Below are 25,323 nucleotides of genomic sequence, written 5' to 3'. Positions count from 1 at the left end.
CCCGCGCGAACCATCCGCCAGTCCCGGACAGCGCGACGAAGGACGGTTTGTGGCGGACGAAGCGAAGTTGGTCGAGTACCTGCGCCGCATGACCGCGGATCTGCGGCAAGCCCACCGGCGTATCCGTGATCTGGAGTCCGGCGATCGGGAACCGATCGCGATCGTCGGCATGGCGTGCCGCTATCCCGGCGGTGCCGCCACTCCGGAGGAATTCTGGGAACTGGTTCTCGAGGGACGGGACGCGATCGCCGAATTCCCCGCCGACCGGGGCTGGGCGCCCGCGGGGCGGGACCCGGACTCCGGGATCGTCGAGCGGGGCGCGTTCCTCTACGACGCGGGCGAATTCGATGCCGCGATGTTCGGCATCTCGCCGCGCGAGGCGCTGGCGATGGACCCGCAGCAGCGGCTGCTGCTGGAGACGTCGTGGGAGACCTTCGAGCGGGCCGGGATGGACCCGCTCTCGCTCCGCGGCAGCCGCACCGGCGTGTTCTCCGGGCTCATGTACCACGACTACGGGATCCGGGCGGAGACGCCCGCCGAGCTGGAGGGGTACCTGGGGACCGCGACCTCGGCCAGCGTCGCCTCCGGCCGGGTCGCGTACGTGTTCGGGCTGGAGGGCCCGGCGGTGACGGTGGACACGGCGTGTTCGTCGTCGCTGGTGGGGTTGCATCTGGCGGCGCAGTCACTGGGGTCGGGGGAGTGCGATCTGGCGCTGGCGGGCGGGGTGACGGTGATGGCGACGCCGTTCACCTTCCTGGCCATGGCCAAGCAGGGCGGCGGCGCGGCGGACGGGCGGTGCAAGTCGTTCGCGGCGTCGGCGGACGGCACCGGCTGGGGTGAGGGCGTCGGGCTGGTGCTGCTGGAGCGGTTGTCGGACGCCGAGCGCAACGGTCGGCGGATCTTGGGGATCGTGCGTGGTTCGGCGGTGAATCAGGATGGTGCGTCCAATGGGTTGACGGCGCCGAACGGTCAGGCTCAGCAGCGGGTGATCCGGTCGGCGCTGGCGAGTGCGGGCTTGTCGGCCGGTGATGTGGATGTGGTGGAGGCGCACGGTACCGGGACGGTGCTGGGCGACCCGATCGAGGCCCAGGCGGTCTTGGCGACCTACGGGCAGGATCGCGACCGTCCACTGCTGCTGGGGTCGGTGAAGTCGAACATCGGTCATACGCAGGCGGCGGCCGGGGTCGCCGGTGTGATCAAGATGGTGATGGCGCTGCGGCATGGCGTGGTGCCCGGGACGCTGCACGTGGACGAGCCGTCCCCCCACGTGGACTGGTCGGGCGGAGCGGTCGAGCTGGCCGCCGGGGCGCGCGACCTGCCCGAGCTGGACCGGCCGTGGCGCGCCGGGGTGTCCTCGTTCGGGGTCAGCGGGACCAATGCCCACGTCATCATCGAGCAGGCGCCGGAGCAGGCACCCCGGGAAACGGTGTCCGGCGGTGCGGCCGTACGTCCGTTCGTGGTGTCGGCGAAGTCGGCGGAGGCGTTGCGGGCCCAGGCCGCGCGGCTGCGGGACTTCCTGGCGGAACCCTCCGGTCCGGGGCTGGACGATCTGGCGTGGTCGCTGGCGTCCACCCGCGCGGAGCTGGAGCACCGGGCCGTGGTGGTGGCGGCGGACCACGGCGAGCTGGCCGCCGGCCTCGGCCGGATCGCGGCCGGTGAACCGTCGGACGGCGTGGTGTCCGGCACGGCGCACGGCGCCGGGGGCAAGACGGTGTTCGTGTTCCCGGGGCAGGGCGCGCAGTGGGCGGGCATGGGCCGGGAACTGCTGGCGGACGAGCCGGTGTTCGCCGCCCGGATGGCCGAGTGCGCCGCGGCGCTGGACCCGCTGACCGGGTGGTCGCTGCTGGACGCGCTCGGCGACGCCGAGGCGCTGCGCCGGGTGGACGTCGTCCAGCCGGTCTCGTTCGCGGTGATGGTGTCGCTGGCGGCGGTGTGGGAGTCGTACGGGGTCGTGCCGGACGCGGTCGCCGGCCACTCGCAGGGCGAGATCGCCGCGGCGGCGGTGGCGGGCGTGCTGTCGCTGGAGGACGCGGCGCGCGTGGTGGCCGTCCGCTCCCGGATGCTCACCGCGCTGTCCGGGCAGGGGGGCATGCTGTCGGTCGCGCTGCCGGAGGCCGACGCCGGAACGCTCGCGGCCCCCTTCGCCGGGCTGTCGGTGGCCGCCGTGAACGGCCCCGCCGCGGTGGTGGTCGCGGGGGGCCGCGCGGAGCTGGCGGAGTTCGCGGCGGCCTGCGCCGAGCGCGAGGTCCGCACCCGCTGGATCGAGGTGGACTACGCCTCGCACACCGCGCAGGTCGACGCGGTCATGGACGAGCTGCGCGCGGCGCTCGGCGGTGTCACGCCGCTGCACGGCAGCGTGCCGCTGATGTCGTCGACCACCCTGGACCTGATCGACGGCGCCGGCGGCGTCCTGCCGGACGGGGACTACTGGGCCCGGAACCTGCGGGAGCCGGTCCGCTTCCACAGCGCGATCGAGAACCTTCTCGCCGCGGGCCACCGCCGGTTCGTCGAGGTCAGCGCGCACCCGGTGCTGGCGCCCGCGATCGAGGAGACGTGCGCGCAGGCCGACACCGCCGGGACGGTCCTGACCACCCTGCGCCGCGACGACGGCGGCGCGGGCCGCCTGCTCCGCTCGCTCGGCGCCGCCTGGGCGGCCGGCCTGCCGGTGCGCTGGCCGCTGCCCGCCGGACGGTACGCGGACCTGCCGACGTACGCGTTCCAGCGCGATCGGTACTGGCTTCCGGAGGGGCCGGCGGCCGGCGACGTCTCCGCGGCCGGCCTCGCCGCCGCCGACCATCCGATGCTCGGTGCCGCGATCACCCTGGCCGGTTCGGACGGCCTGGTCCTGGCGGGCCGCCTGTCGGCGGCGGGGCAGCCGTGGCTCGCCGACCACGCGGTGTCCGGCACGGTGCTGGTGCCGGGCACGGCGTTCGTCGAGCTCGCGCTCCGCGCCGGTGACCAGCTCGGCTGCGATCTCGTGGAGGAGCTGACGCTGGAGGCGCCGCTGGTGGTGCCCGAGACCGGCGGCGTGGCGCTGCAGATCGAGGTGGCCCGGGCCGGTGCGGACGGGCGCCGCCCGTTCACCGTGCACGCGCGGCCGGACGGCGGCGCGGAGGGGGAGTGGGCCCGCACCGCCGGCGGCGTCCTGGCGTCCGGGCGGCCCGCGCCCGGAGCGGACCTGGCGGCCTGGCCGCCCGCCGGGAGCGTGGAACTGGACACCGGCGACCTGTACGACCGGCTCGCCGCGTCGGGCTTCGAGTACGGGCCGGTGTTCCGGGGCCTGCGCGCCGCCTGGACGTACGGCGGCGACGTCTACGCCGAGATCCACCTGCCCGGCGAGGACGCGGACGCCGCCCGCTTCGGCGTGCACCCGGCGCTGCTGGACGCCGCGCTGCACTCAGCGTCCCTGCTGGACGGCGCCCGTCCCGATGGCGACCGGACGCCGGGCGGGATCCCGTTCTCCTGGCGCGGCGTCGCGCTGTACGCGACCGGCGCGCGGACGCTGCGGGTCCGGCTCCGCGCGGCGGGTCCCGGCGCGGTGTCGCTGTTCGCGGCGGACGCCGCCGGAGAGCCGGTCGTCTCGGTGGAGTCGCTCGCGGTGCGGGCCATCTCGGCCGAGCAGCTTGAGCGGGCGCGGGGTGCCGCGCCCGAGCCGATGTACCGGCTGGCCTGGCAGGCCGCGCAGGTGCCGCCGACCACCGACTACGTCCTGCTCGGGACCGGCGACCCGCCGTCCGGCGCCGGCGCGTTCCCCGATCTGGACGGGCTGGGTGAGGTCGCGGAGGCGGGCGTCCCGCCCCTGGACGTCGTGGTCCGGGTGCCCGTACCGGACGCGGACGGCCCGGCGGCGGTGCGCCAGAGCGTGCACGCCGTGCTGGAGCTGGTGCAGAGGTGGCTGGCCGACGAGCGGTTCGCCGGCCGCCGCCTGGTGCTCGTCACGAGCGGCGCCGTCGCCGTGACCGGGCGGGAGGACGTCGCCGTCCCGGCCCACGCCGCGGTCTGGGGCCTGGTCCGCTCCGCGCAGACCGAGAACCCCGGCAGGCTGCTGCTGATCGACCTCGACGGCCCGCTCGGGCCCCTCCCGCTGGGCGGCGACGAGCCGCAGGCCGCCGTGCGGGCGGGTGTGGTGCACGTGCCGAGGCTGGTGCGGGCCGAGCCCGCCGCGCCCGCGACCGGGCCGGGGTTCGCGCCAGCCGGGACGGTCCTGGTCACCGGGGCGAGCGGGACGCTCGGCGGCCTGGTGGCCCGGCACCTGGTCGCCGAGCACGGCGTGCGGCACCTGCTGCTGGCCAGCCGCAGCGGCGACCTCGGCGACCTGCCCGCCGAGCTGACCGCGCTCGGCGCCGCCGTCGCCAACGTCCGCTGCGACGTCGCGGACCGCGCCGCCGTCGCCGACCTGCTCGGCCAGGTGGACCCCGGGCACCCCCTCACCGCGGTGGTGCACGCGGCGGGCGTCCTGGACGACGCCGTCGTCACCGCCCTGACGCCGGAGCGCGTCGACGCCGTGCTGCGCGCCAAGGTGGACGCCGCCTGGCACCTGCACGAGCTGACCGCGGACCTCGGCCTGACCGCGTTCGTGCTGTTCTCGTCCGCGGCGGGAGTGCTGGGCGGCGCCGGGCAGGCCGGCTACGCCGCGGCCAACGCCTACCTGGACGCGCTGGCCGTCCGCCGGCACGCCGCCGGGCTGCCGGGCACCGCGCTGGCCTGGGGTTTCTGGGCGGAGCGCGGCGGGATGACCCGGCACCTGACCGACCTCGACCTGCGGCGGATGGCGCGTGCCGGGGTGCGCCCCCTGTCGACCGAGCAGGGGCTCGCCGCGTTCGACGCCGCGCTCGGCCGGGCGGACGCCGCCCTGGTGCCCGCCCGGTTCGACATCGCCGGGCTGCGCGGCCTGGCGGCCGACGGCCGGCTGCCCGCGGTGCTGCGCGCGCTCGCCGGTCCCGTGCGGCGGCGCGCCGCGGCCGGGACCGGGGGAGAGGCGGCCGAGGGGATCCTCGCGCTGCCCAGGGCCGAGCAGCGGAGCGCACTACTGGAGACGGTGCGCGCGCAGGCCGCCGCCGTGCTCGGGCACGCCTCGGGCGCGGCGATCGACCCGGACGGCACCTTCCAGGGGCTGGGCGTCGACTCGCTGACGGCCGTCGAGCTGCGCAACGGCCTGAGCGCGAGCACCGGCCTCAGGCTTCCCGCGACCCTGGTCTTCGACCATCCGACGCCGGCGGCGGTCGCCGACCACCTGTTCGCCGAGATCACCGGCCGGGCCGGGGCCGGGGCCGCCGCGACCCGCGCGGCCGCCACCGACGAGCCGATCGCGATCGTCGGGATGGGCTGCCGCTTCCCGGGCGGGGTGGACTCGCCGGAGAGCCTGTGGCAGTTGGTCGGCACGGGCACCGACGCGGTGTCGGGGTTCCCCGCCGACCGCGGCTGGGAACCAGGGACCCACGGCGAGGAGCCGCGGTTCACGCGCGCCGGAGGGTTCCTCCACGACGCGGGGCGCTTCGACGCCGAGCTGTTCGGGATCTCGCCGCGCGAGGCCGTCGCCATGGATCCGCAGCAGCGGCTGCTGCTGGAGACCTCATGGGAGACCTTCGAGGGCGCCGGCATCGATCCGCTGTCGCTGCGGGGCAGCCAGACCGGCGTGTTCGCCGGGATCATGTACCACGACTACGGGGCCCGGCAGGACACCTCCGCCGAGGGGATCTCCGGGTACCTCGGCACGGGGACGTCCGGAAGCATCGCCTCCGGCCGCGTCGCGTACACGTTCGGGCTGGAGGGCCCGGCGGTGACGGTGGACACGGCGTGCTCGTCGTCGCTGGTGGGCCTGCATCTGGCGGCGCAGTCGCTGCGGTCGGGTGAGTGCGATCTGGCGCTGGCGGGCGGCGTCACGGTGATGGCGACGCCGGGCACGTTCGTCGAGTTCGCGCGGCAGGGCGGGCTGGCGGGCGACGGCCGCTGCAAGTCCTTCGCCGCCGCCGCCGACGGCACCGGGATCTCCGAAGGCGTCGGGCTGGTGCTGCTGGAGCGGTTGTCGGACGCGGTGCGCAACGGGCGCCGCGTCCTGGGCGTGGTGCGTGGTAGCGCGGTCAATCAGGACGGCGCGTCCAACGGGTTGACGGCGCCGAACGGGGCGTCGCAGCAGCGGGTGATCCGGTCGGCGCTGGCGGCGGCGGGGGTGCCGGCGTCCGAGGTGGACGTGGTGGAGGCGCACGGCACCGGGACGGTGCTGGGCGATCCGATCGAGGCGCAGGCGGTGCTGGCGACCTACGGGCAGGACCGGGAGCGTCCGGTGTTGCTGGGGTCGGTGAAGTCGAACATCGGTCATACGCAGGCGGCGGCCGGGGTCGCCGGTGTGATCAAGATGGTGATGGCGCTACGGGAGGGCGTGGTCCCCGCGTCGTTGCATCTGGACGAGCCGTCCCCGCACGTGGACTGGAGCGCCGGCGCCGTCCGGCTCGCGGCGGAGCCGAGCCCGCTGCCCGAGGTGGACCGGCCGTGGCGGGCGGCGGTGTCGTCGTTCGGGATCAGCGGCACCAACGCGCACGTCATCATCGAGCAGGCCCCCGACGCGCCCGGCGCCGCCCTCGCCGCGGCGCCCCTGGCGCCAGCCGTGGACGGACGGCCGCTGCCGTTCGCGATCTCCGGCAAGTCCGGCGGCGCGCTGCGCGCGCAGGCCGCCCGGCTGCGGGACCTGGTGCAGGCGGATCCGGCGATCGCGCTGCCCGACCTGGCGTGGTCGCTGGCCCGCGCGCGGGCGCGGCTGGACCGGCGCGCCGTCGTCGTGGCGGCGGACCGGGACGGGCTGCTCGCGGAGCTGGACCGGGTCGCCGCCGGGGAGGCCGGCACGACCGCCGTGCGCGGCGGCCGGCTGGCCGTCGTCTTCTCCGGCCAGGGCTCGGAGTGGGCGGGGATGGGCCGGGAGCTGCACGCGGCCTTCCCGGTGTTCCGGGAAGCCTTCGACGAGGTCTGCGCGGTGGCCGACGGCCTGGTGGACCGCTCGCTGCGCGAGGCCGTCTTCGACGCCGGCGCCGACGGGCTGACCGGCACCCTGTTCACCCAGCTCGGGCTGTTCGCGTTCGAGGTCGCGCTGTACCGCCTGGTGCGGTCGTGGGGCGTGCCGGTCGGCGCGGTGCTGGGCCATTCGCTCGGCGAGGTGGTGGCCGCGCACGTGGCCGGGGTGTTCGGCCTGGCCGACGCGGTGCGCCTCGTGGTCGCGCGGGGGCGGCTGATGGCCGGGGTGGAGGGCGGCGCGATGGCCGCCGTCGAGGCCTCCGAGGCGCGGGTGCGCGGCGAACTGGTGGACGGCGCGGAGATCGCGGCCGTGAACGGCCCGGAATCGGTGGTGGTCTCCGGCCGGGAGGACGCCGTCGAGGCCGTCGCCGCCCGGTTCGCCGCGGCGGGCCGCCGCGTCCGCCGGCTGGCCGTCCGGCACGGCTTCCACTCCTTCCTGATGGAGCCGATGCTGGAGGAGTTCGGGCGCGCGCTCGACGGCGTGGAGTTCCACCGGCCCGACCTGACGGTGATCTCCAACGTGACGGGACGGGCCGCCGCGGACGAGCTGTGCGACCCCGCGTACTGGGTGCGGCACGTGCGCGAGACCGTCCGGTTCGGCGACGGTGTCGCCGCCGCGGCCGCGGCCGGCGTGTCGGGGTTCCTGGAGCTCGGCCCGGACGGGTCGCTCACCTCGCTGGTCCGGGCGATCCCGCACGGCGCGGCGGCCGGCGAGGTGGTCTCGGTCGCCGGGCAGCGCCGCGGCCGGCCGGAGACCGCGACCCTGCTCGGCGCGGTCGCCGCGCTCGACGCGCACGGGCCGGCCGTGGACTGGAGCCGCTACCTCACCGGTCCCGGGGGGCCGCCGCGCCTGATCGACCTGCCGACCTACGCGTTCCAGCGCCGCCACTACTGGCTGCCGCCGGCGGCCGGCGCCGCGCCGGGCGTGGCCGCCACCGCGCACCCGGTGCTCGGCGCCGCCGTCGCGCTCGCCGAGACCGACGGCCTGGTGCTGACCGGGCATCTGTCGCTGACCGCGTTCCCGTGGCTGGCCGATCATGTCGTGCTCGGCAACGTCCTGGTGCCGGGCGCCATGTTCGTCGAGTTCGCCCTGCACGCGGGCCGCCGGGTCGGCGGCGCCGTGGTGTCGGGGCTGACGGTCGAGAGGCCGCTGGTGCTGTCGGAGCACCGCGGCATCACCGTCCAGGTCACCATCGGCTCGCCGGACGAGAGCGGGCACCGCGCGCTCGCGATCTACTCCAGGAGGGACGACGGCGCGGCCGCCGAGGAGTCGTGGACGCGGCACGTCACCGCGACGCTCGACCCGGTGGAGGGCCCCGGCGGGGAACCCGCGCCCGACGGGGAGCAGTGGCCGCCGCCGGGCGCGGCCGAGCTCGACACCGCCGACCTGTACGAGCGGGTGATCGCCAGCGGCATCACCTACGGCCCGGTGTTCCAGGGGCTGCGCGCCGCGTGGATCCGCGGCGCGGAGCTGTTCGCCGAGATCGCCCTGCCCGAGGAGACCGCCGACGACCGGTACGAGCTGCACCCCGCCCTGCTGGACGCGGCCCTGCACGTGCTGGGCGCGCCGCGGCACGAGGAGCGGCCGGTGGAGCTGCCGTTCGTCTGGAACGGCGTCCGGCTGCACGGTGCCGGCGGCGGCGAGGGCGCCGTGCTGCGCGTCCGGGTGGCACCGGTGGACGGCGACCGGATCGCGCTGGCGGTGACCGACACCGGCGGGCGGCCGATCGTGGCGGTGGACGCGCTCACCACCCGGCCCGTGTCGCCCGCGCAGCTCGCGCAGGCCGGCGGCGGAGACGCGCCGGAGGCCCTGTTCCAGGTGGGCTGGACCGAGCTGACCGTGCCGGAGGAAGACGACCGCGACGTCCTGGTGGCCGGGTCGCTCCCCGGCGCCGGGGAGGACGCGTTCCCGGACCTGCGCTCCCTCATCGCCGCGGTCGAGGCGGGGGCGCCGGTGCCGGACGCCGTCCTCCTCCCGCTCCCCGACCGGCCGGACACCGCGTCCGGCGACCTCGCGCGGGCGGTCCGGGACGCGACCGTGCAGGCCCTGGAGCTGGCACAGGACTGGTTCGCGAGCGACCGGCTGAGCGGCACCAGGCTGATCGTCCTCACCCGCGGCGCGGCGGCCGGCGCACCCGGCACCGGCGCCCCCGACCTGGTGGGCGCGCCGGTGGCGGCCCTGCTGCGCGCGGCGTCCGCCGAGCACCCCGGACGCCTCATGCTGGCCGATCTCGACGACGGCCCCGGCTCCCTCGCCGTGCTGCCCGCCGTCATCGGCCTGGACGAGCCGGAGGTGGCGATCCGGGACGGCGCCGTGCACGCCCCCCGCCTGGTGCGGCCGGAACCCGGCGGCGACGGCCCGGTGCCGTGGGCCGCCGACGGCGCCGTGCTGATCACCGGAGCCGCCGGCGCGCTCGGTGCGGCCGTCGCGCGGCACCTGGTGACGGCGCACCGCGTCGGCCGGCTCGTGCTGGTCGGCCGCGGCGGGGCGGACGCGCTGTCCACCGAGCTGACCGTCCTCGGCGCGCAGGTCACCTCGGCCGCCTGCGACGTCTCCGACCGGGAGGGCCTCGCCGCCCTGATCGCCGCGCTGCCGTTCCCGCTGACCGGCGTCGTGCACGCCGCGGGCGTGCTGGACGACGGCGTCCTGGCGGCCATGACCCCCGAGCGCGTCGAGCGGGTCATGAAGGCCAAGGTGGACGGCGCGCTGAACCTGCACGAGCTGACCCGGGACATGGACCTGGCCGCGTTCGTGCTGTTCTCGTCCGCCGCGGGCACGTTCGGAGGGGCCGGGCAGGCGAACTACGCCGCCGCGAACGCCTTCCTCGACGCGCTCGCGCGGCACCGCGCCGCCGGCGGGCTGCCCGCGACCTCCCTGGCCTGGGGGCCGTGGGCCGGCGAGGGTATGGCCGCGGGGCTCGGCGAGCAGGGCCGCCGCCGGCTGGGCCGCACCGGCGTGGTGGCGCTGCCCGTCGAACGGGGCCTCGCCCTCTTCGACGCCGCGCTCGCCGCGCCGCGGCCCGTGCACGTGCCGATGGGGCTGGACATCTCGGTGCTGCGCGCCGCATGGGCGAGCGCGGAGCCGGTGCCCGCGCTGCTGCGGGACGTCGCGCGCATCCCGCGGCCGAAGGTGCTCGGCAGGCCCAGGCCGGCTCCGCTCGCCGCCCGGCTCGCGGGCGTGTCGGAGAAGGAGCGGCGCACCCGGTGCCTCGACCTGGTCCGCGCCGAGGTCGCCGCCGTGCTCGGCCACCGGGGCGCGGCCGATGTGGATCCGGACATCCCGTTCAACGAGATCGGCGTCGACTCGCTCACCGCGGTCGAGCTGCGCGACCGGCTCGGCGCGGCCACCGGCGTCCGGTTCCCGGCGACCCTGGTGTTCGACCATCCGACCCCGGCCGCGCTCGCCCGCCACGTGCTCGCCGAGGTGACCCGGGACGGCGGCGCCCCGGCCGCCGGCACCCTGGACGCCGGCGCGGCGCCGGTCCCCGCCGACGAGCCGATCGCGGTCGTGGCGATGGGCTGCCGCTATCCGGGCGACGTCCGCTCGCCGGAGGACCTGTGGCGGCTGCTGCTGGCCGGCGGCGACGCGATCTCGGAGTTCCCGTCCGACCGGGGCTGGGATCTGGCCGCGCTCTACGACCCCACCGGGACGCGGCCGAACACCACCTACACGCGCGAGGGCGGGTTCCTGTCCGGCGCCGCGGAGTTCGACGCCGGGCTGTTCGGCATCTCGCCGCGCGAGGCGCTGTCGATGGACCCGCAGCAGCGGGTGCTGCTGGAGATCACCTGGGAGGTGTTCGAGCGCGGCGGCATCGACCCGCTGTCGCTGCGCGGCAGCCGGACCGGGGTGTTCGCCGGCGTGATGTACGGCGACTACGCCTCGCTCGTGCAGCGGGCGCCGAGCGACCTGGACGGGCACGTCGGCACCGGCACCGCGGGCAGCGTCGTGTCCGGCCGCATCGCCTACACCTTCGGCCTGGAGGGCCCGGCCGTCACGGTCGACACGGCCTGCTCGTCGTCGCTGGTGTCGCTGCACCTGGCGGCGCAGGCGCTGCGCAACGGCGAGTGCGCGCTTGCGCTGGCGGGCGGCGTGGCGCTGATGAGCACGCCGATCTCGTTCGTGGACTTCAGCAGGCAGCGCGGACTGGCGCCCGACGGCCGCTGCAAGGCGTTCGGCGCGGGCGCGGACGGCACCGGCTGGAGCGAGGGCGCGGGCCTGGTGCTGCTGGAGCGCCTGTCGGACGCGCGGCGCAACGGCCATCCCGTGCTCGCGGTGATCCGCGGCTCCGCGGTGAACCAGGACGGCGCGTCCAACGGGCTGTCCGCGCCGAACGGCCCGTCCCAGCAGCGGGTGATCCGGCAGGCGCTCGCCGCGGCCCGGCTGTCCCCCGCCGACGTCGACGTGATCGAGGCGCACGGCACCGGGACGCGGCTGGGCGACCCGATCGAGGCTCAGGCGGTGCTGGCGACCTACGGGCAGGACCGGGACGATCCGGTTTTGCTGGGGTCGGTCAAGTCCAACCTCGGCCACACCCAGGCTGCGGCGGGCGTGGCCGGGCTGATCAAGCTGGTCTTGGCGCTGCGGCACGGCACGGTGCCCGCGACGCTGCACGCCGACGAGCCGTCCCCGCACGTCGACTGGTCGTCCGGGGCCGTCGAGCTGGTGACGCGGTCCCGGCCGTGGCCGCGGGTCGAGCGCCCGCGGCGGGCCGCGGTGTCCTCCTTCGGGTTCAGCGGGACCAACGCCCACGTGGTGGTGGAGCAGGCGCCCGAACCCGCGCCCGAAACCGCTGCGGAGCCGGCGGTCCCGCCGCTGCTGCCGCTGGTGCTGTCCGGGAAGACCGAGGACGCCCTGCGCGACCGGGCCGCACAGCTCATGCCCGTCCTGGACGCGGCCGGCCCGGTCGACCTGGCGTGGTCGCTCGCCACGACCCGCGCCGCGCTGCCCAGCCGGGCGGTCGTCGTCGGCCGCGACCGCGACGAGCTGGCCCGCGGCCTGGCCGCGCTCGCCTGCCGCGAACCGGCCGCGAACGTGATCACCGGGACCGCCCCGGCGGCCGCGCGCCTGGGCATCGTCTTCTCCGGGCAGGGCTCGCAGCGCGCCGGGATGGGCCGGGAGCTGTACGAGGCGTTCGGGGCGTTCGCCGCGGCCTTCGACGAGGTCTGCGCGGCGTTCGACCCGCTGCTCGGCCGCCCGCTGCGCGAGGTGGTGTTCGACGGCGCGGACGTGATCGACTCGACCGGGTTCGCGCAGCCCGCCCTGTTCGCCGTCGAGGTGGCGCTGTTCCGGCTGCTCGCCTCGTGGGGGATCGAGCCGGAGCTGGTGTTCGGCCACTCGCTCGGCGAGATCACCGCGGCGCACGTGGCCGGGGCGCTCACGCTGCCGGACGCGGCGGCCATGGTCGCCGCGCGCGCCCGGCTGATGCAGGCGCTGCCCGAGGGCGGCGCGATGCTGGCCGTCCAGGCCGCTCCGGACGCCGTGCGGCGGGTGGCTCCCGCCGGGGTCGACGTCGCCGCGGTGAACGGGCCGGCCGCGGTCGTGCTGTCCGGCCCGCGCGAGGGCGTCCGCGAGCTGGAGGCGCGGTGCGCCGAGCGCGGCTGGCGCGCTCGGCGGCTGTGGGTCTCGCACGCCTTCCACTCGGCGCTGATGGAGCCGATGCTCGAGGACTTCGCACGGGTCTGCGCGGGGATCGCCGTCCAGCCGCCCCGGCTGCCGGTGGTGTCCAACGTGACCGGGCGGCTGGCCACCGCGGAGGAACTCGCCACGCCGGACTACTGGGTCCGGCACGTGCGGCAGACGGTGCTGTTCGCCGACGGTGTGCGCGCGGCCGCCGCCGAGGGCGTCACCACCTTCCTGGAGGTCGGCCCCGACGGCTCGCTGACCTCGCTCATCAAGGAGAACCTCGCCGGTACCGGCGGCGACGCCGTCGCGGCGCTGCGCAAGGGCGAGGCCGAACCGGTCGCGCTGGTGTCCGCGCTGGGCGCGCTCGTCGCCCGGGGCTGCCCGGTCGACTGGTCCGGCTACTTCGCAGGCAGCGGCGCGCGGCGCGTCGACCTGCCGACGTACCCGTTCCAGCACCAGCGCTACTGGCCCGCCGCCGTCTTCACGGGCGCGGCGGGAGAGCGCACCGGGCACCCGCTGGTCGGCGCGGTGGTCGCGCCCGCGGATTCCGGCGGCGTCCTGCTCAGCGGGCGGCTGTCCGCGCAGATCCAGCCCTGGCTCGCCGACCACCGCGTGTCCGGCGCCGCCGTGGTCCCCGGCGCCGTGCTGGTCGAACTCGCGCTCGCGGCCGCCGCGGAGACGGACTGCGGCCGGATCCGCGAGCTGACCGTGCAGGCGCCACTCGTGCTGCCCGAGGACGGAGGCGTCCAGGTGCAGGTGTCGGTCTCCGGCGCGGACGAGGCCGGCGACCGGGAGCTGGTCTGCTACGCGCGCCGTGACGGCGCCGCGCCGGACGAGCCGTGGACCAGGCACGCGGACGGTGTCCTGGCCGCCGGCGACGGCGACCCGGGGCCGGAGATCGGCACCTGGCCGCCCGCTCCGGCCGACCGGATCGACGTCGCCGGCCTCTACGCGGACTTCGCGGCGGGCGGCCTGGAGTACGGGCCGGCGTTCCAAGGGCTGCGCGCGGTCTGGCGGCGCGGCGCGGACGCCTTCGCCGAGGTCGAGCTGCCGGGCCAGCATGGCGCCGCCGACGGGTTCGGCGTCCATCCGGCGCTGCTCGACGCCGCGCTGCACGCGGCCGGCACCGGGATCGCCGGCACCGCCGGGGCGGAGGGGGCCGCGCTGCCGTTCTGCTGGCGGGACGTCCGGCTCCGCGCCACCGGCGCGACCCGGATCCGGGTGCGCGTCACCGCGCTCGGCGGCACCGCGCTGTCGATCACCGCCACCGACCCGGCGGGGCAGGAGGTCCTGTCGGTCGGCGAGCTCACCCTGCGCCCCCTCCCCGCCGGCGGGCTGCGCGCCACCGGCTCCATCGCCGGGGAGGCGCTGTTCCGCCCCGAGTGGGTCGAACTGGACGCCGCTCCGGGCGCCGCGGCCGCGGTCGAGCTCGGCGGCGACGCGTACCCGGACACGGACGAGCTCGCCGCCGCCGTCGCGGCCGGGCGGGTCCCGGAGGACGTCGTCGCGCTGTACCGGCCGCCCACCGGCGACGGCAGGTCCGCGGCGGCCGTCCGGTCGGCGTCCGAACGGGTGCTGGAACTGCTCCAGGGCTGGCTCGCCGACGACCGGCTCGCGGCGGCGCGGCTCGCCCTGATCACCGAAGGGGCGACCGATGGCGGTCTCGGCGGCGCCGCCGTGTGGGGCCTGGTCCGTACGGCGCAGGCCGAGCATCCCGGCCGGTTCCAGCTCGTCGACCTGGACGGTTCACCGGCATCGGCCGGCGCCCTGCCGGACGCGCTGGGCAGCGGCGAACCGCAGGTCGCCGTCCGCGCCGGCCAGTGCCACGGAATGCGGCTGGCCCGCGCCGGAGCGGACGCGGCCGCGGACCCGGCCGCGCCGGACGGGCAGGCGTTCGACCCCGGCGGCACGGTCCTGATCATCGGCGGCACCGGCGACCTCGGCGCCGCCGTCGCCCGGCACCTGGTGCGCGAGCACGGCGTCCGGCACCTGCTGCTCGTCAGCCGCCGCGGCCCGGACGCGCCCGGCGCGGCCGACCTGGCGGCCGAGCTGGCGGACCTGGGCGCCACGGTGCGCGTCGAGGCCGCCGACGCCGCCGAGCGCGCCGACGTCGAACGGGTGCTCGCCCTGATCGGCGAGGAGCGCCCGCTGCGCGGCATCGTCCACGCGGCCGGAGTCCTGGACGACGGGATGCTCACCTCCCTGACCCCCGAACGGCTCGGCGCGGTCCTGCGGCCGAAGGTCGACGCCGCCCTCAACCTGCACGAGCTGACCCGCGGAGCCGACCTGACCGCGTTCGTGCTGTTCTCCTCCTCCGCCGGTGTGGTCGGCGCCGCGGGCCAGGCCGGCTACGCCGCCGCCAACGCCTTCCTCGACGCGCTGGCCCGGCACCGTATGTCCCTGGGGCTGCCGGCGCTGTCGCTGGCCTGGGGCATGTGGGCGGGCGGCATGGCGGCCCGCGCCGACGCGCGCCGCTACTCGCGCGGCGGCGTGCTCGAACTCGCCGTGGACGAAGGGCTGGCGCTGCTCGACGCGGCGCTGCCGCGCCGTGAGGCGGTGCTCGTCCCGGTGCGGCTGGACTTCGCCGCGCTGCGCGCCGGCACCGGTCCCGTCCCGCACGTGCTGAGCGCCCTCGTCCGCCGCCCGGCGCGGCGCCGGGCCGGGACGGTGGCCGCGGACTCGGCCCCGGCCGACCGGCTGGCGGGGCTCCCGGCCGCCGAGCGGGACGAGGCGCTGCTCGGCCTGGTGCGCGGCCACGCCGCCGCCGTCCTCGGCCACGCGCGGCCCGACGACGTCGGCGCCGTGACGGCCTTCGCCGACCTCGGCTTCGACTCGCTCACCTCGGTGGAGTTCCGCAACGCGCTGGCCGAGGCGACCGGTCTGAGGCTCCCCGCGACGCTGGTGTTCGACTACCCGACGGCCGAGGCGGTCGCCGGATACCTGCGCGACCGCCTGCTCGGCGCCACCGCGCGGACCGCCGCCGCCCGCCCGGCCGCGGTGGACGAGCCCATCGCGATCGTCGCCATGAGCTGCCGCTACCCCGGTGGGGCCGGCTCGCCCGAGGCGTTCTACGCGATGCTGGAGCGCGGCGTGGACGCGATCGGCGCGTTCCCGCCCGACCGCGGCTGGCGGCCAGACCTGATCTATCGCGGCACGGACGACGACGTGCGCGAGGGCGGGTTCCTCGACGACGCGGCCGAGTTCGACGCCGCGTTCTTCGGGATCTCGCCGCGCGAGGCCCTGGCCATGGATCCGCAGCAGCGGCTTCTGCTGGAGACCTCCTGGGAGGCGTTCGAGCGGGCGGGGATCGACCCGCCGTCGCTTCGCGGCAGCCGGACCGGAGTGTTCGTCGGGGTCATGTACCACGACTACGTCGGCCTCATCCAGGACGAGGAACTGGCCGGATACCTGGGCACCGGTGGCTCCGGCAGCGTCGTGTCAGGCCGCCTGTCCTATGTGTTCGGGCTGGAAGGTCCCGCGGTGACGGTGGACACGGCGTGTTCGTCGTCGCTGGTCGGGTTGCATCTGGCGGTGCAGTCGCTGCGGTCGGGGGAGTGCGATCTGGCGTTGGCGGGCGGGGTGACGGTGATGGCTACGCCCGCCGCGTTCGTGGAGTTCGCCCGGCAGGGCGGCCTGTCGGGGGACGGGCGCTGCAAGCCCTTCGCGGCGGCGGCTGATGGCACGGGCTGGGGTGAGGGTGCGGGGCTGGTGCTGCTGGAGCGGCTGTCGGATGCGCGGCGTCGTGGTCATCGGATCCTGGGTGTGGTCCGCGGCTCTGCGGTGAACCAGGACGGTGCGTCCAACGGGTTGACCGCTCCGAATGGCTTGTCGCAGCAGCGGGTGATCGGTGCGGCGCTGGCGAGTGCGGGTCTGTCGGCCGGTGAGGTCGACGTGGTGGAGGCGCATGGCACCGGGACGGTGCTGGGTGATCCGATCGAGGCGCAGGCGGTGCTGGCGACCTACGGCCAGGACCGGGAGCGTCCGGTGCTGCTGGGGTCGGTGAAGTCGAACATCGGGCACACGCAGGCCGCGGCGGGCGTGGCCGGTGTGATCAAGATGGTGATGGCGTTGGAGCGGGGTATGGTTCCGGCGTCGCTGCATCTGGACGAGCCGTCCCCGCACGTCGACTGGAGCGCGGGCAACGTCCAGCTCACCGACGAGAACAGCCCGCTCCCCGAGGTCGGCCGCCCGTGGCGCGCCGGGATCTCCTCCTTCGGCTTCAGCGGGACCAACGCCCACGTCATCATCGAACAGGCACCCGAGCCGGAGGAACCCGCGCGGCCTGACGCACCGATCGTGGATTCCCCGGTGCTGCCGTTCGCGCTGTCGGCGAAAACGGAAGCGGCGCTACGGGCGCAGGCCGCGCGGCTGCTGGAGTTCGTCGAGGAGCGCCCCGGGATCGACCTCGGCGACATGGCGTGGTCGCTGGCGGAGGGCCGGTCGGCGATGCGGCACCGCGCCGTCGTCGTCACCGGCGACCGTGACGCGCTGCTGACGGGCCTGGCCGCGCTCGCGGCGGGAACGCCGGACGCCGCGACCGTGCATGGAACCACCGCAACCGCCGGGGCCAAGACCGCGTTCCTGTTCCCCGGCAAGGAATCCTGCTGGTCCGGCGCGGGCCGGGAACTGCGGGCGTCCTCGCCGGTGTTCGCGGCGCGGATCGCCGAATGCGCCGAGGTCCTCGACCCGCTGACCGGCTCGTCGCTGGTGGAGGCCGTCGACTGTGGGGCCGAGGGCGACGGGCCGGCGGCCTTCGCGGTCCTGCTTGGGCTGGCGGCGCTGTGGGAGGCGTGCGGGGTGACGCCCGCGGCGGTGGTCGGGGACGCCGAAGGGATCCTCGCCGCCGCCTGCGCCGCAGGAGTGCTGGACCTGGCCGACGCCGCCCGGCTGCTCGTGCTCGGCCCGGACGCGGCGACGGGGATCGAGCCGCGTCCCGCGGCGATGCCGCTGCTGTCCACCGGTACGGGCGACCGGCTCGGCGAACTCCTCGGCGCCACCGTGCACACCGGCCTCGACCAGGCGATCGGGACGCTGCGCGACGACGGCTTCCAAAGCGTCATCGAGATCGGCCCGGACCCGGTGCTCCCCGCCGGGACGGACCTGACCGCGGTCGCGACGCTGCGCCGCGGCGACGGCGGCCCCGGGCGGCTGCTGACCGCGCTGGCCGAGGCCCACGTCCACGGCCTGCCCGTCACCTGGCCGATCGCCGGCCGGTTCACCGACGTCCCGACCTACGCCTTCCAGCACGACTACTACTGGCCGAAGCCGCCTAGGGCGACCGGCGACGCCGTGTCCCTCGGCATCGGGGCGAACCGGCACCCGATCCTCTCGGGCGCGGTGTCCCTGCCGGACTCCGAGGCGATGCTGTTCACCGGCCGCGTGGCGCTCGACGCCCAACCCTGGCTCGCCGACCACGCGGTGGCGGGCACCGTCGTGGTCCCCGGCGCAGTCCTGGTCGAGGTCGCGGTGAACGCGGGCGACCAGGTCGGGTGCGACGCGCTCGACGAACTCGTCCTGGCGGCGCCCCTGATCGTGCCCCGTGCCGGCGGCGTGGCGGTGCGGGTCACGGTCGGCGAACCCGGCGACGGCGGGAGCCGCGCCCTGGAGGTTCACTCGCGTCCGGAGGGCACCGAGGCGCCCTGGACCCTGCACGCGACCGGCAGGCTGGGCACCGGCCCGGACGCGCCGTCGTTCGAGCTGACCGAGTGGCCCCCGCAGGCGACCCCGCTCGAAGTGGACGAACTCTACGAACGGCTCGCCGAGACCGGGCTGGTATACGGGCCCGCCTTCCGCAACCTGCGGGCGGCGTGGCGCCAGGGCGAGGACGTTCTGGCCGAGGTCGCGCTCGGGGAAGGCGTTCCCGGTGACGACCTGACCCTGCATCCGGGCCTGCTGGACGCGGCGCTGCACGCGGTCGGGCTCGGCGGCGACGGGCCGGGGCAGCTGCCCTTCGGCTGGCACGGGGTCACCGTGCACGCCGCCGGCGCCGATCGGCTGCGGGTACGAATCTCCGCCGCCGACGGTGGTGTCGCGCTGCAGATGGCGGACGGCGCGGGCCGGCCGGTCGCCTCCGTCGGCCTGCTGGAGTTCCGGCCGCTGCCCACGGAGCTCGGGCTACGCGAACACCCGGTCGAGTCGCTGTTCCGGCTCGACTGGCCGATGCTGACGCCGACGCCCCCGCCCCCGGCCGCCGAGACCGGATGGCGGGTGGCAGGCGACGGCGGCGAGCTGGCCGCGCTGCTCCGCCGCGCCCGGCAAAAGGTCCGCTCCACCGGACCGGACCCGGCCGCCGAGCCCGGTCCCGTGCTCGTGTCCTTCCTGCCCGAAGCCGAGGGCGCCCCCGCAACCGGCATCGTCGCGGCGACGCACGCCGCGACGGCACGGGCGCTGGCCACCGTGCGGTCCTGGCTCGCGGGGCCGCCGGCCGGCCTGCTCGCGATCGTGACGCGGCGCGGCGCGGCCGTCGGCGGCCCGGCCGATCCCGCGGCCGCGGCGGTGTGCGGGCTGGTGCGGTCGGCGCAGGCCGAGCATCCGGACCGGTTCGTCCTGGTCGATCTCGACGACGGCGACCTCGATCCGGAGCTGCTGCGCGCCGCGCTCGCCGCGGGCGAACCGCAGATCGCGATCCGCGGCGCGGAACTGCGCGTACCGCGCCTCGCGCGGGCCGCCCCGGACCCCGGCCACCGCGCCTTCGCCTGGGATCCGGCGGGCACCGTGCTCGTCACCGGCGGCACGGGCGCGCTGGGCTCCGCCGTCGCCCGGCACCTGGTCACCGAGCACGGGGTGCGGCGGCTCGTGCTGACCGGACGGCGCGGCGCCGGCACCCAGGGCGCGGCCGGGCTCGCCGCCGAGCTGTCCGGGCTCGGCGCCGAGGTGCGCGTCGAGGCGTGCGACGCCGCCGACCGGACCGCGCTGAGCAGCCTGCTCGCGACGATCCCGGACCTGACCGGGGTCGTGCACGCCGCCGGCGTCTTGGACGACGGGCTCGTCACGGACCTCACGCCCGAGCGGCTGGCGGCCGTGCTGCGGCCCAAGGTGGACGCGGCCCGGCACCTGCACGAGCTGACCGCGGGGACGCCGCTGTCGGCGTTCGTGCTGTTCTCCTCGGCCGCCGGGGTGTTCGGCGTCGCGGGCCAGGCGAACTACGCGGCCGCCAACGCCTTCCTCGACGCGCTGGCCGGCGAGCGGGCGGCGGCCGGGCTCGCGGGCGTCTCGCTGGCCTGGGGCCGCTGGGACGCGGGCATGTGGCGGGAGAACGCGCGGGCCGAGCCCGGCCCGGACGCCCTCTCGGTCGAGGAGGGCCTCGGCCTGCTCGACGCGGTCCGGACCGTCGACGCCTCCGTGCTGGTGCCGATGAAGCTCGGCACGGTGATGGACGCGGTGCCGCCCGTCCTGCGCGGCGTGGTGCGCGCCCCGTCCCGGCGCCAGGCCGGCACCGGCGGCCGGGACGCGCTCGCCGGGCTGCTGCGGGGGAGAACCGCGGAGCAGCGGCGGACGGTGCTGCGCGAGCTGGTGGACGCCGAGGCCGCCGCGGTGCTCGGGCACGCCGGCACCGGGACGGTCGACACCGCCCTGCCCTTCCGCGAGCTGGGCTTCGACTCCTTGGCCGCCGTCGAACTGCGCAACCGGCTGAACCGGCGGACCGGGCTGGTCCTGGCGCCGAGCCTGGTGTTCGACTACCCGACCTCGGCCGCCGTCGCCGACCACCTGCACGACGAGCTGGGGCTCGCGGAGGCGGCCGCGGACGAGGCGATCCTGGGCCGCCTCGACGAGGTCGAGACCGCGTTCCAGGACCTCCCCGCCGGGCTGGACCGGACACGGATCAGGACACGGCTGCGCTCCCTGCTCGCGCGCTGGGACGACGCCGAGGAGCCGGCCGCCGCGGTCGATCTCGCCGGCACCAGCGACGACGAGCTGTTCGACCTGCTCGACAAGAACCTCGGAACGACCTGATGGACCGCGTCGGCGAGGCCGCGGACACCGCGGCGGAGACAGGGGGCCAAGCCGTGGACGGCGACCGGAAGTACCGCGACTACCTGCGGCGGGCCACCGAGGACCTGCTGCGCACGAGGCGGCTGCTGGAGGCCGCCGAGGCCAGGGCGCGCGAGCCGATCGCCGTGGTCGCCATGGGCTGCCGCTATCCGGGCGGCGTGCGCACGCCCGAGGAACTGTGGCGGCTGGTCTCGGACGGCCGGGACGCGATCTCGGCGTTCCCGGACGACCGCGGCTGGGCCCGCGACGCTTCCGGCTTCCGGCCGGAGGGCGGGTTCCTCTACGACGCGGGGGAGTTCGACGCGGGGCTGTTCGGGATCTCGCCGCGCGAGGCCCTGGCGATGGATCCGCAGCAGCGGCTGCTGCTGGAGACGTCCTGGGAGGTCTTCGAGCGGGCCGGGATCGGCCCGCACTCGCTGAAGGGCAGCCTGACCGGGGTGTTCGTCGGGGTGATGTACCACGACTACGCCTCGGGGGCGCAGATCCCGGACGGCCTGGGCGGCTACCTGACCACGGGCGTCGCGGGCAGCGTCGCGTCCGGTCGGCTTTCCTACGCCTACGGCCTGGAGGGCCCCGCGGTGACGGTGGACACGGCGTGCTCGTCGTCGCTGGTGGGGCTGCATCTGGCCGTGCAGGCGCTGCGGGCCGGGGAGTGCGACCTGGCGCTGGCGGGCGGCGTGACCGTGATGTCCACGCCGAGCGTGTTCGCGGAGTTCTCCCGGCAGGGCGGGCTGGCCTTCGACGGCCGGTGCAAGCCGTTCGCGGCGGCCGCCGACGGGACGGGCTGGAGCGAGGGCGCCGGCCTGCTGCTGCTGGAGCGGCTGTCGGACGCCCGGCGTGCGGGCCGGCCCGTCCTCGCGGTGGTGCGCGGCTCCGCGGTGAACCAGGACGGCGCGTCCAACGGGCTGACGGCGCCGAACGGGCTGTCGCAGCAGCGGGTGATCCGGGCGGCGCTGGCGAGCGCGGGCCTGTCCACCGGCGATGTCGACGTGGTGGAGGCGCACGGCACCGGCACGACGCTCGGCGACCCGATCGAGGCGCAGGCGGTCCTGGCGACCTACGGGCAGGACCGGCGGCGGCCGGTGCTGCTGGGATCCATCAAGTCGAACATCGGGCACGCCCAGGCCGCCGCGGGCGTCGCGGGCGTGATCAAGATGGTGCTGGCGCTGCGGCACGGCGTGGTCCCGGCGTCGCTGCACGTCGACTCCCCCACGCCGAACGTCGACTGGAGCGCGGGGGACGTCGAGCTGGCCACCGGCCAGCGGCCCCTGCCGGACCTCGAAAGGCCCTGGCGGGCGGCGGTGTCCTCGTTCGGGTTCAGCGGCACGAACGCGCACGTGATCCTCGAACAGGTCCCCGCGGACCCCGAACCCGAGGTCACCCAGCCCACCGGGGAGGCTCCCGTGCTGCCGTTCGCGGTGTCGGGGGCGTCGGAGTCGGCGCTGCGGGGGCAGGCCGCGCGGCTGCGCGAGTTCCTGCTGGAGCACCCCGGCGCAGGGCTGCGGGACGTGGCCGGTTCGCTGGCGGCGGGCCGCGCGGACCTGGCGCACCGCGCCGTCGTGACCGCCGCGGACCGGGACGAGCTGCTGACCGGGCTCGCGGGCGTCGCCGCCGGTGAACCGGGGGACGGCACGGTGGCGGGCGTGGTCCGGGGCCGCGCGGGCCGGACCGTGTTCGTGTTCCCCGGCCAGGGCACCCAGTGGCCCGGGATGGGGCGGGAGCTGCTCGCGTCCTCGCCGCCGTTCGCCGCGCGGATGGCCGAGTGCGCCGAGGCGCTGGACCCGCTGACGGGCTGGTCGCTGACGGCCGCGCTGGACGACGCGGCGGCCCTGGAACGCGTTGACGTCGTCCAGCCGGTGGTGTTCGCCGTGATGGTGTCGCTGGCGGCGGTGTGGGAGGCCGCCGGGGTCGGGCCCGACGCGGTGATCGGCCACTCCCAGGGGGAGATCGCCGCCGCCGTGGTCGCCGGAGGGCTGTCGCTGGCCGACGGCGCGCGGGTCGTCGTCGGCCGGTCCCGGGCGCTGACCGCGTTGTCCGGGGAGGGCGGCATGGTGTCGGTCGCGCTCGGGGAGGCCGCGACCCGGGAGCTGGCCGGCCGGTGGGACGGGCGGATCTGCGTCGCGGCGCTCAACGGGCCGGCGGCGACCGTGGTGTCCGGCGCGCCGGACGCGCTCGCCGAGCTGCTCGCCGCCTGCGCCGAGCGGGACGTCCGCGCCCGCCGGGTGGAGGTGGACTACGCCTCGCACTCGCCGCAGGTCGACGCCGTCACCGGCGAGCTGCGCGCGGCACTGGCCCGGATCACGCCGCTGCCGCCGCGGATCCCCTTCCTGTCCACGGTGTCCGGGGAGTGGGTGGACGGCGCCACCCTCGACACCGGCTACTGGATCCGCAACCTGCGCGATCCCGTCCGCTTCCACCAGGCGACCGACGCCCTCATCGCGGACGGCTTCCGCACCTTCATCGAGGTCGGCCCGCACCCGGTGCTGACCCCGTCCATCGCGCAGGCTGCGGAGGCCGCGTCCGCCGACATCGTCACGATCTCCGCCCTGAAGCGGGACGGCGGGACGCGCGTCCTGCTCACCGCGCTGGCGACCGCGTACGCGCACGGCCTGCCGGTGGCCTGGCCGCGCGACGGGCGGCGCGCCGAACTCCCCACCTACGCCTTCCAGCGCCGCCGCTACTGGCTGGCCGCCGGCGCCGCCTCGGGGTCGGCGGACCCCACCGGCTCCTGGCGCTACCGGGAGACCTGGCGCCGGATCACCGTCCCGGACGGGGACTGCTCCGGCACCTGGCTGCTGCTCTCCTCCGCCGGCGCCCCGGCCGACCCGGCGCTCGCGGCGGCGCTCACCGCCGCGGGCGGGAAGGTCGCGGAGATCCGGCTGACCGAGGACGAGACGACCCGCGCGGCCCTCGCCGACCGGCTGCGGACCCACGAGGGCGACGGCGTGCGCGGAATCGTCTCGCTGCTGGCCGCCGACACCCGGCCGCACGCGGATCATCCGGGGCTCACCCGCGGCCTCGCCGCCACCCTCGCGCTGGCGCAGGCGTGCGCCGACACCGCGACGGGCGGCGCGCTGTGGACGGTGACCCGGCACGCCGTCGCGGTGTCGGACGGCGAGACCATCGCCGGACCCGAGCAGCAGGCCGTCTGGGGGCTCGGCCGGGTCATCGCGCTGGAACACCCGCACCACTGGGGCGGCCTGCTCGACCTGCCCGCCGATCTCGGCGAGACGGCGGCCGCCGCCGCGGCCGCGGTGCTCTCCGCGGGCGGGCGGGAGGACCAGGTCGCCGTCCGCGACACGGGCGTGTTCGGCCGCCGCCTGGGCAGGGCGCCGGTCCCGGCGCACGAGCCCCGGCGGCGCTGGCGGCCGCACGGCACCGTGCTGATCACCGGAGGCACCGGCGAGATCGGGGCGCACCTCGCCCGCTGGGCGGCCCGCGAAGGGGCCGGGCACCTGGTCCTCACCGGCCGCCGGGGCCTCGCCGCGCCCGGCGCGGCCGCGCTCGCCGCGGAGCTGGAGGACCTCGGCGCGACCGTCACCGTCGCCGCGTGCGACGTCGCCGACCGCGCCGCGCTGGCCGCGGTGCTGGCCGGGATCCCGGCCGGGCAGCCGCTGACCGCCGTCCTGCACGCCGCGGGCGTCGCCCCCCGCACGCCGGTGGCCGAGCTGGAGCCCGCCGAGCTGGCCGGGGTGCTGGCCGCCAAGGTGCTCGGCACGGACAACCTCCACGAGCTGACCAGGGAGACGGACCTGGAGGCGTTCGTCCTGTTCTCCTCCGGAGCCGCGACGTGGGGGAGCGCCGCGAGCGCCGCGTACGCGGCGGCCAACGCCTACCTGGACGGCATGGCCCTGCACCGCGCCGGCGCCGGGCTGCCCGCCACCTCGCTCGCGTGGGGAAGCTGGGGCGGCGGCGGGCTCGTCGGCGAGGCAGAGGACTTCCTCGCCCGGCAGGGCGTCCGGCCGATGGCGCACGAACCGGCGATCTCGGTGCTGCGCGGCGCCGTCGAGCACGGCGAGACGCTGCTGACCGTCGCCGACCTCGACTGGCCCCGCTTCGCGCCGGTCTTCTCGGCGCGCCGCGCCAGTGTCCTGTTCGAGGAGATCCCCGAGGCCGTGCTCGCCCCCGGCGGGGACGACGGCGGCGACGCCGGCCGGGTCCGGGCCGAGCTGGCCGCCGAACTGGGGGCGGTGGCGCCGCAGGAGGCGCGGCGCCGGCTGCTCGCCCTGGTCCGCGCGGAGGTCGCCGCGGTGCTCGGCTACGACGGCCGCGACGACGTCGAACCTGGCAGGCCGTTCCGCGACGTCGGCGTGACCTCCGTCGGGTCGGTCGAGCTGCGCGACCGGCTCGGCGCCCGGACGGGCATGCGGCTGTCCTCGGCGATGGTGTTCGACCATCCCACCCCGCTCGCGCTGGCGGACCACCTGCGCGAGGCGCTTTTGGCCGAGCCCGACCCCGTCGAGCCCGCCGAGCCCGGCGAAGCCGAGGTCCGCGCCGCCCTGGCCTCGCTCCCGCTGGCCCGGCTGCGCCAGGAGGGCCTGCTCGACAGGCTGCTCGACCTGGCCGGCCGGGACGGCCCGGACGGCGGTGGCGAGCGCGACCTGGACGAGCACGGGCGGGACGAGCAGGCCCAGATCGAAGCCATGGCCGTCGACGACCTCGTCCGCATGGCGTTCCAGCCCGGCGACATCGACTGATTGCGG

2 protein-coding genes are annotated in these 25,323 nt (G+C 77.0%); both read left to right on the top strand.

Annotation, left to right across the window (positions count from 1 at the left end):
• Positions 1-49: 49 nt before the first annotated feature.
• On the top strand, positions 50-20,581 hold the full coding sequence (locus ACZ466_RS00670) for an SDR family NAD(P)-dependent oxidoreductase (RefSeq protein WP_464042636.1): 20,532 nt from the start codon (positions 50-52) through the stop codon (positions 20,579-20,581).
• Positions 20,581-25,317: a type I polyketide synthase gene (locus ACZ466_RS00665; protein WP_464042634.1), complete on the top strand. Its 4,737-nt coding sequence runs from the start codon at positions 20,581-20,583 to the stop codon at positions 25,315-25,317. The genes ACZ466_RS00670 and ACZ466_RS00665 overlap by 1 nt, the downstream gene beginning before the upstream one ends.
• Positions 25,318-25,323: the final 6 nt, after the last annotated feature.

Source organism: Actinomadura rugatobispora (assembly GCF_055379765.1).
This window is presented reverse-complemented; position numbering and strand designations above follow the sequence as displayed.

Bases quoted from the DNA above. Each gene is read 5' to 3' on its own strand.
- ACZ466_RS00665 (WP_464042634.1), top strand. From the start codon at position 20,581: ATGGACCGCGTCGGCGAGGCCGCGGACACCGCGGCGGAGACAGGGGGC.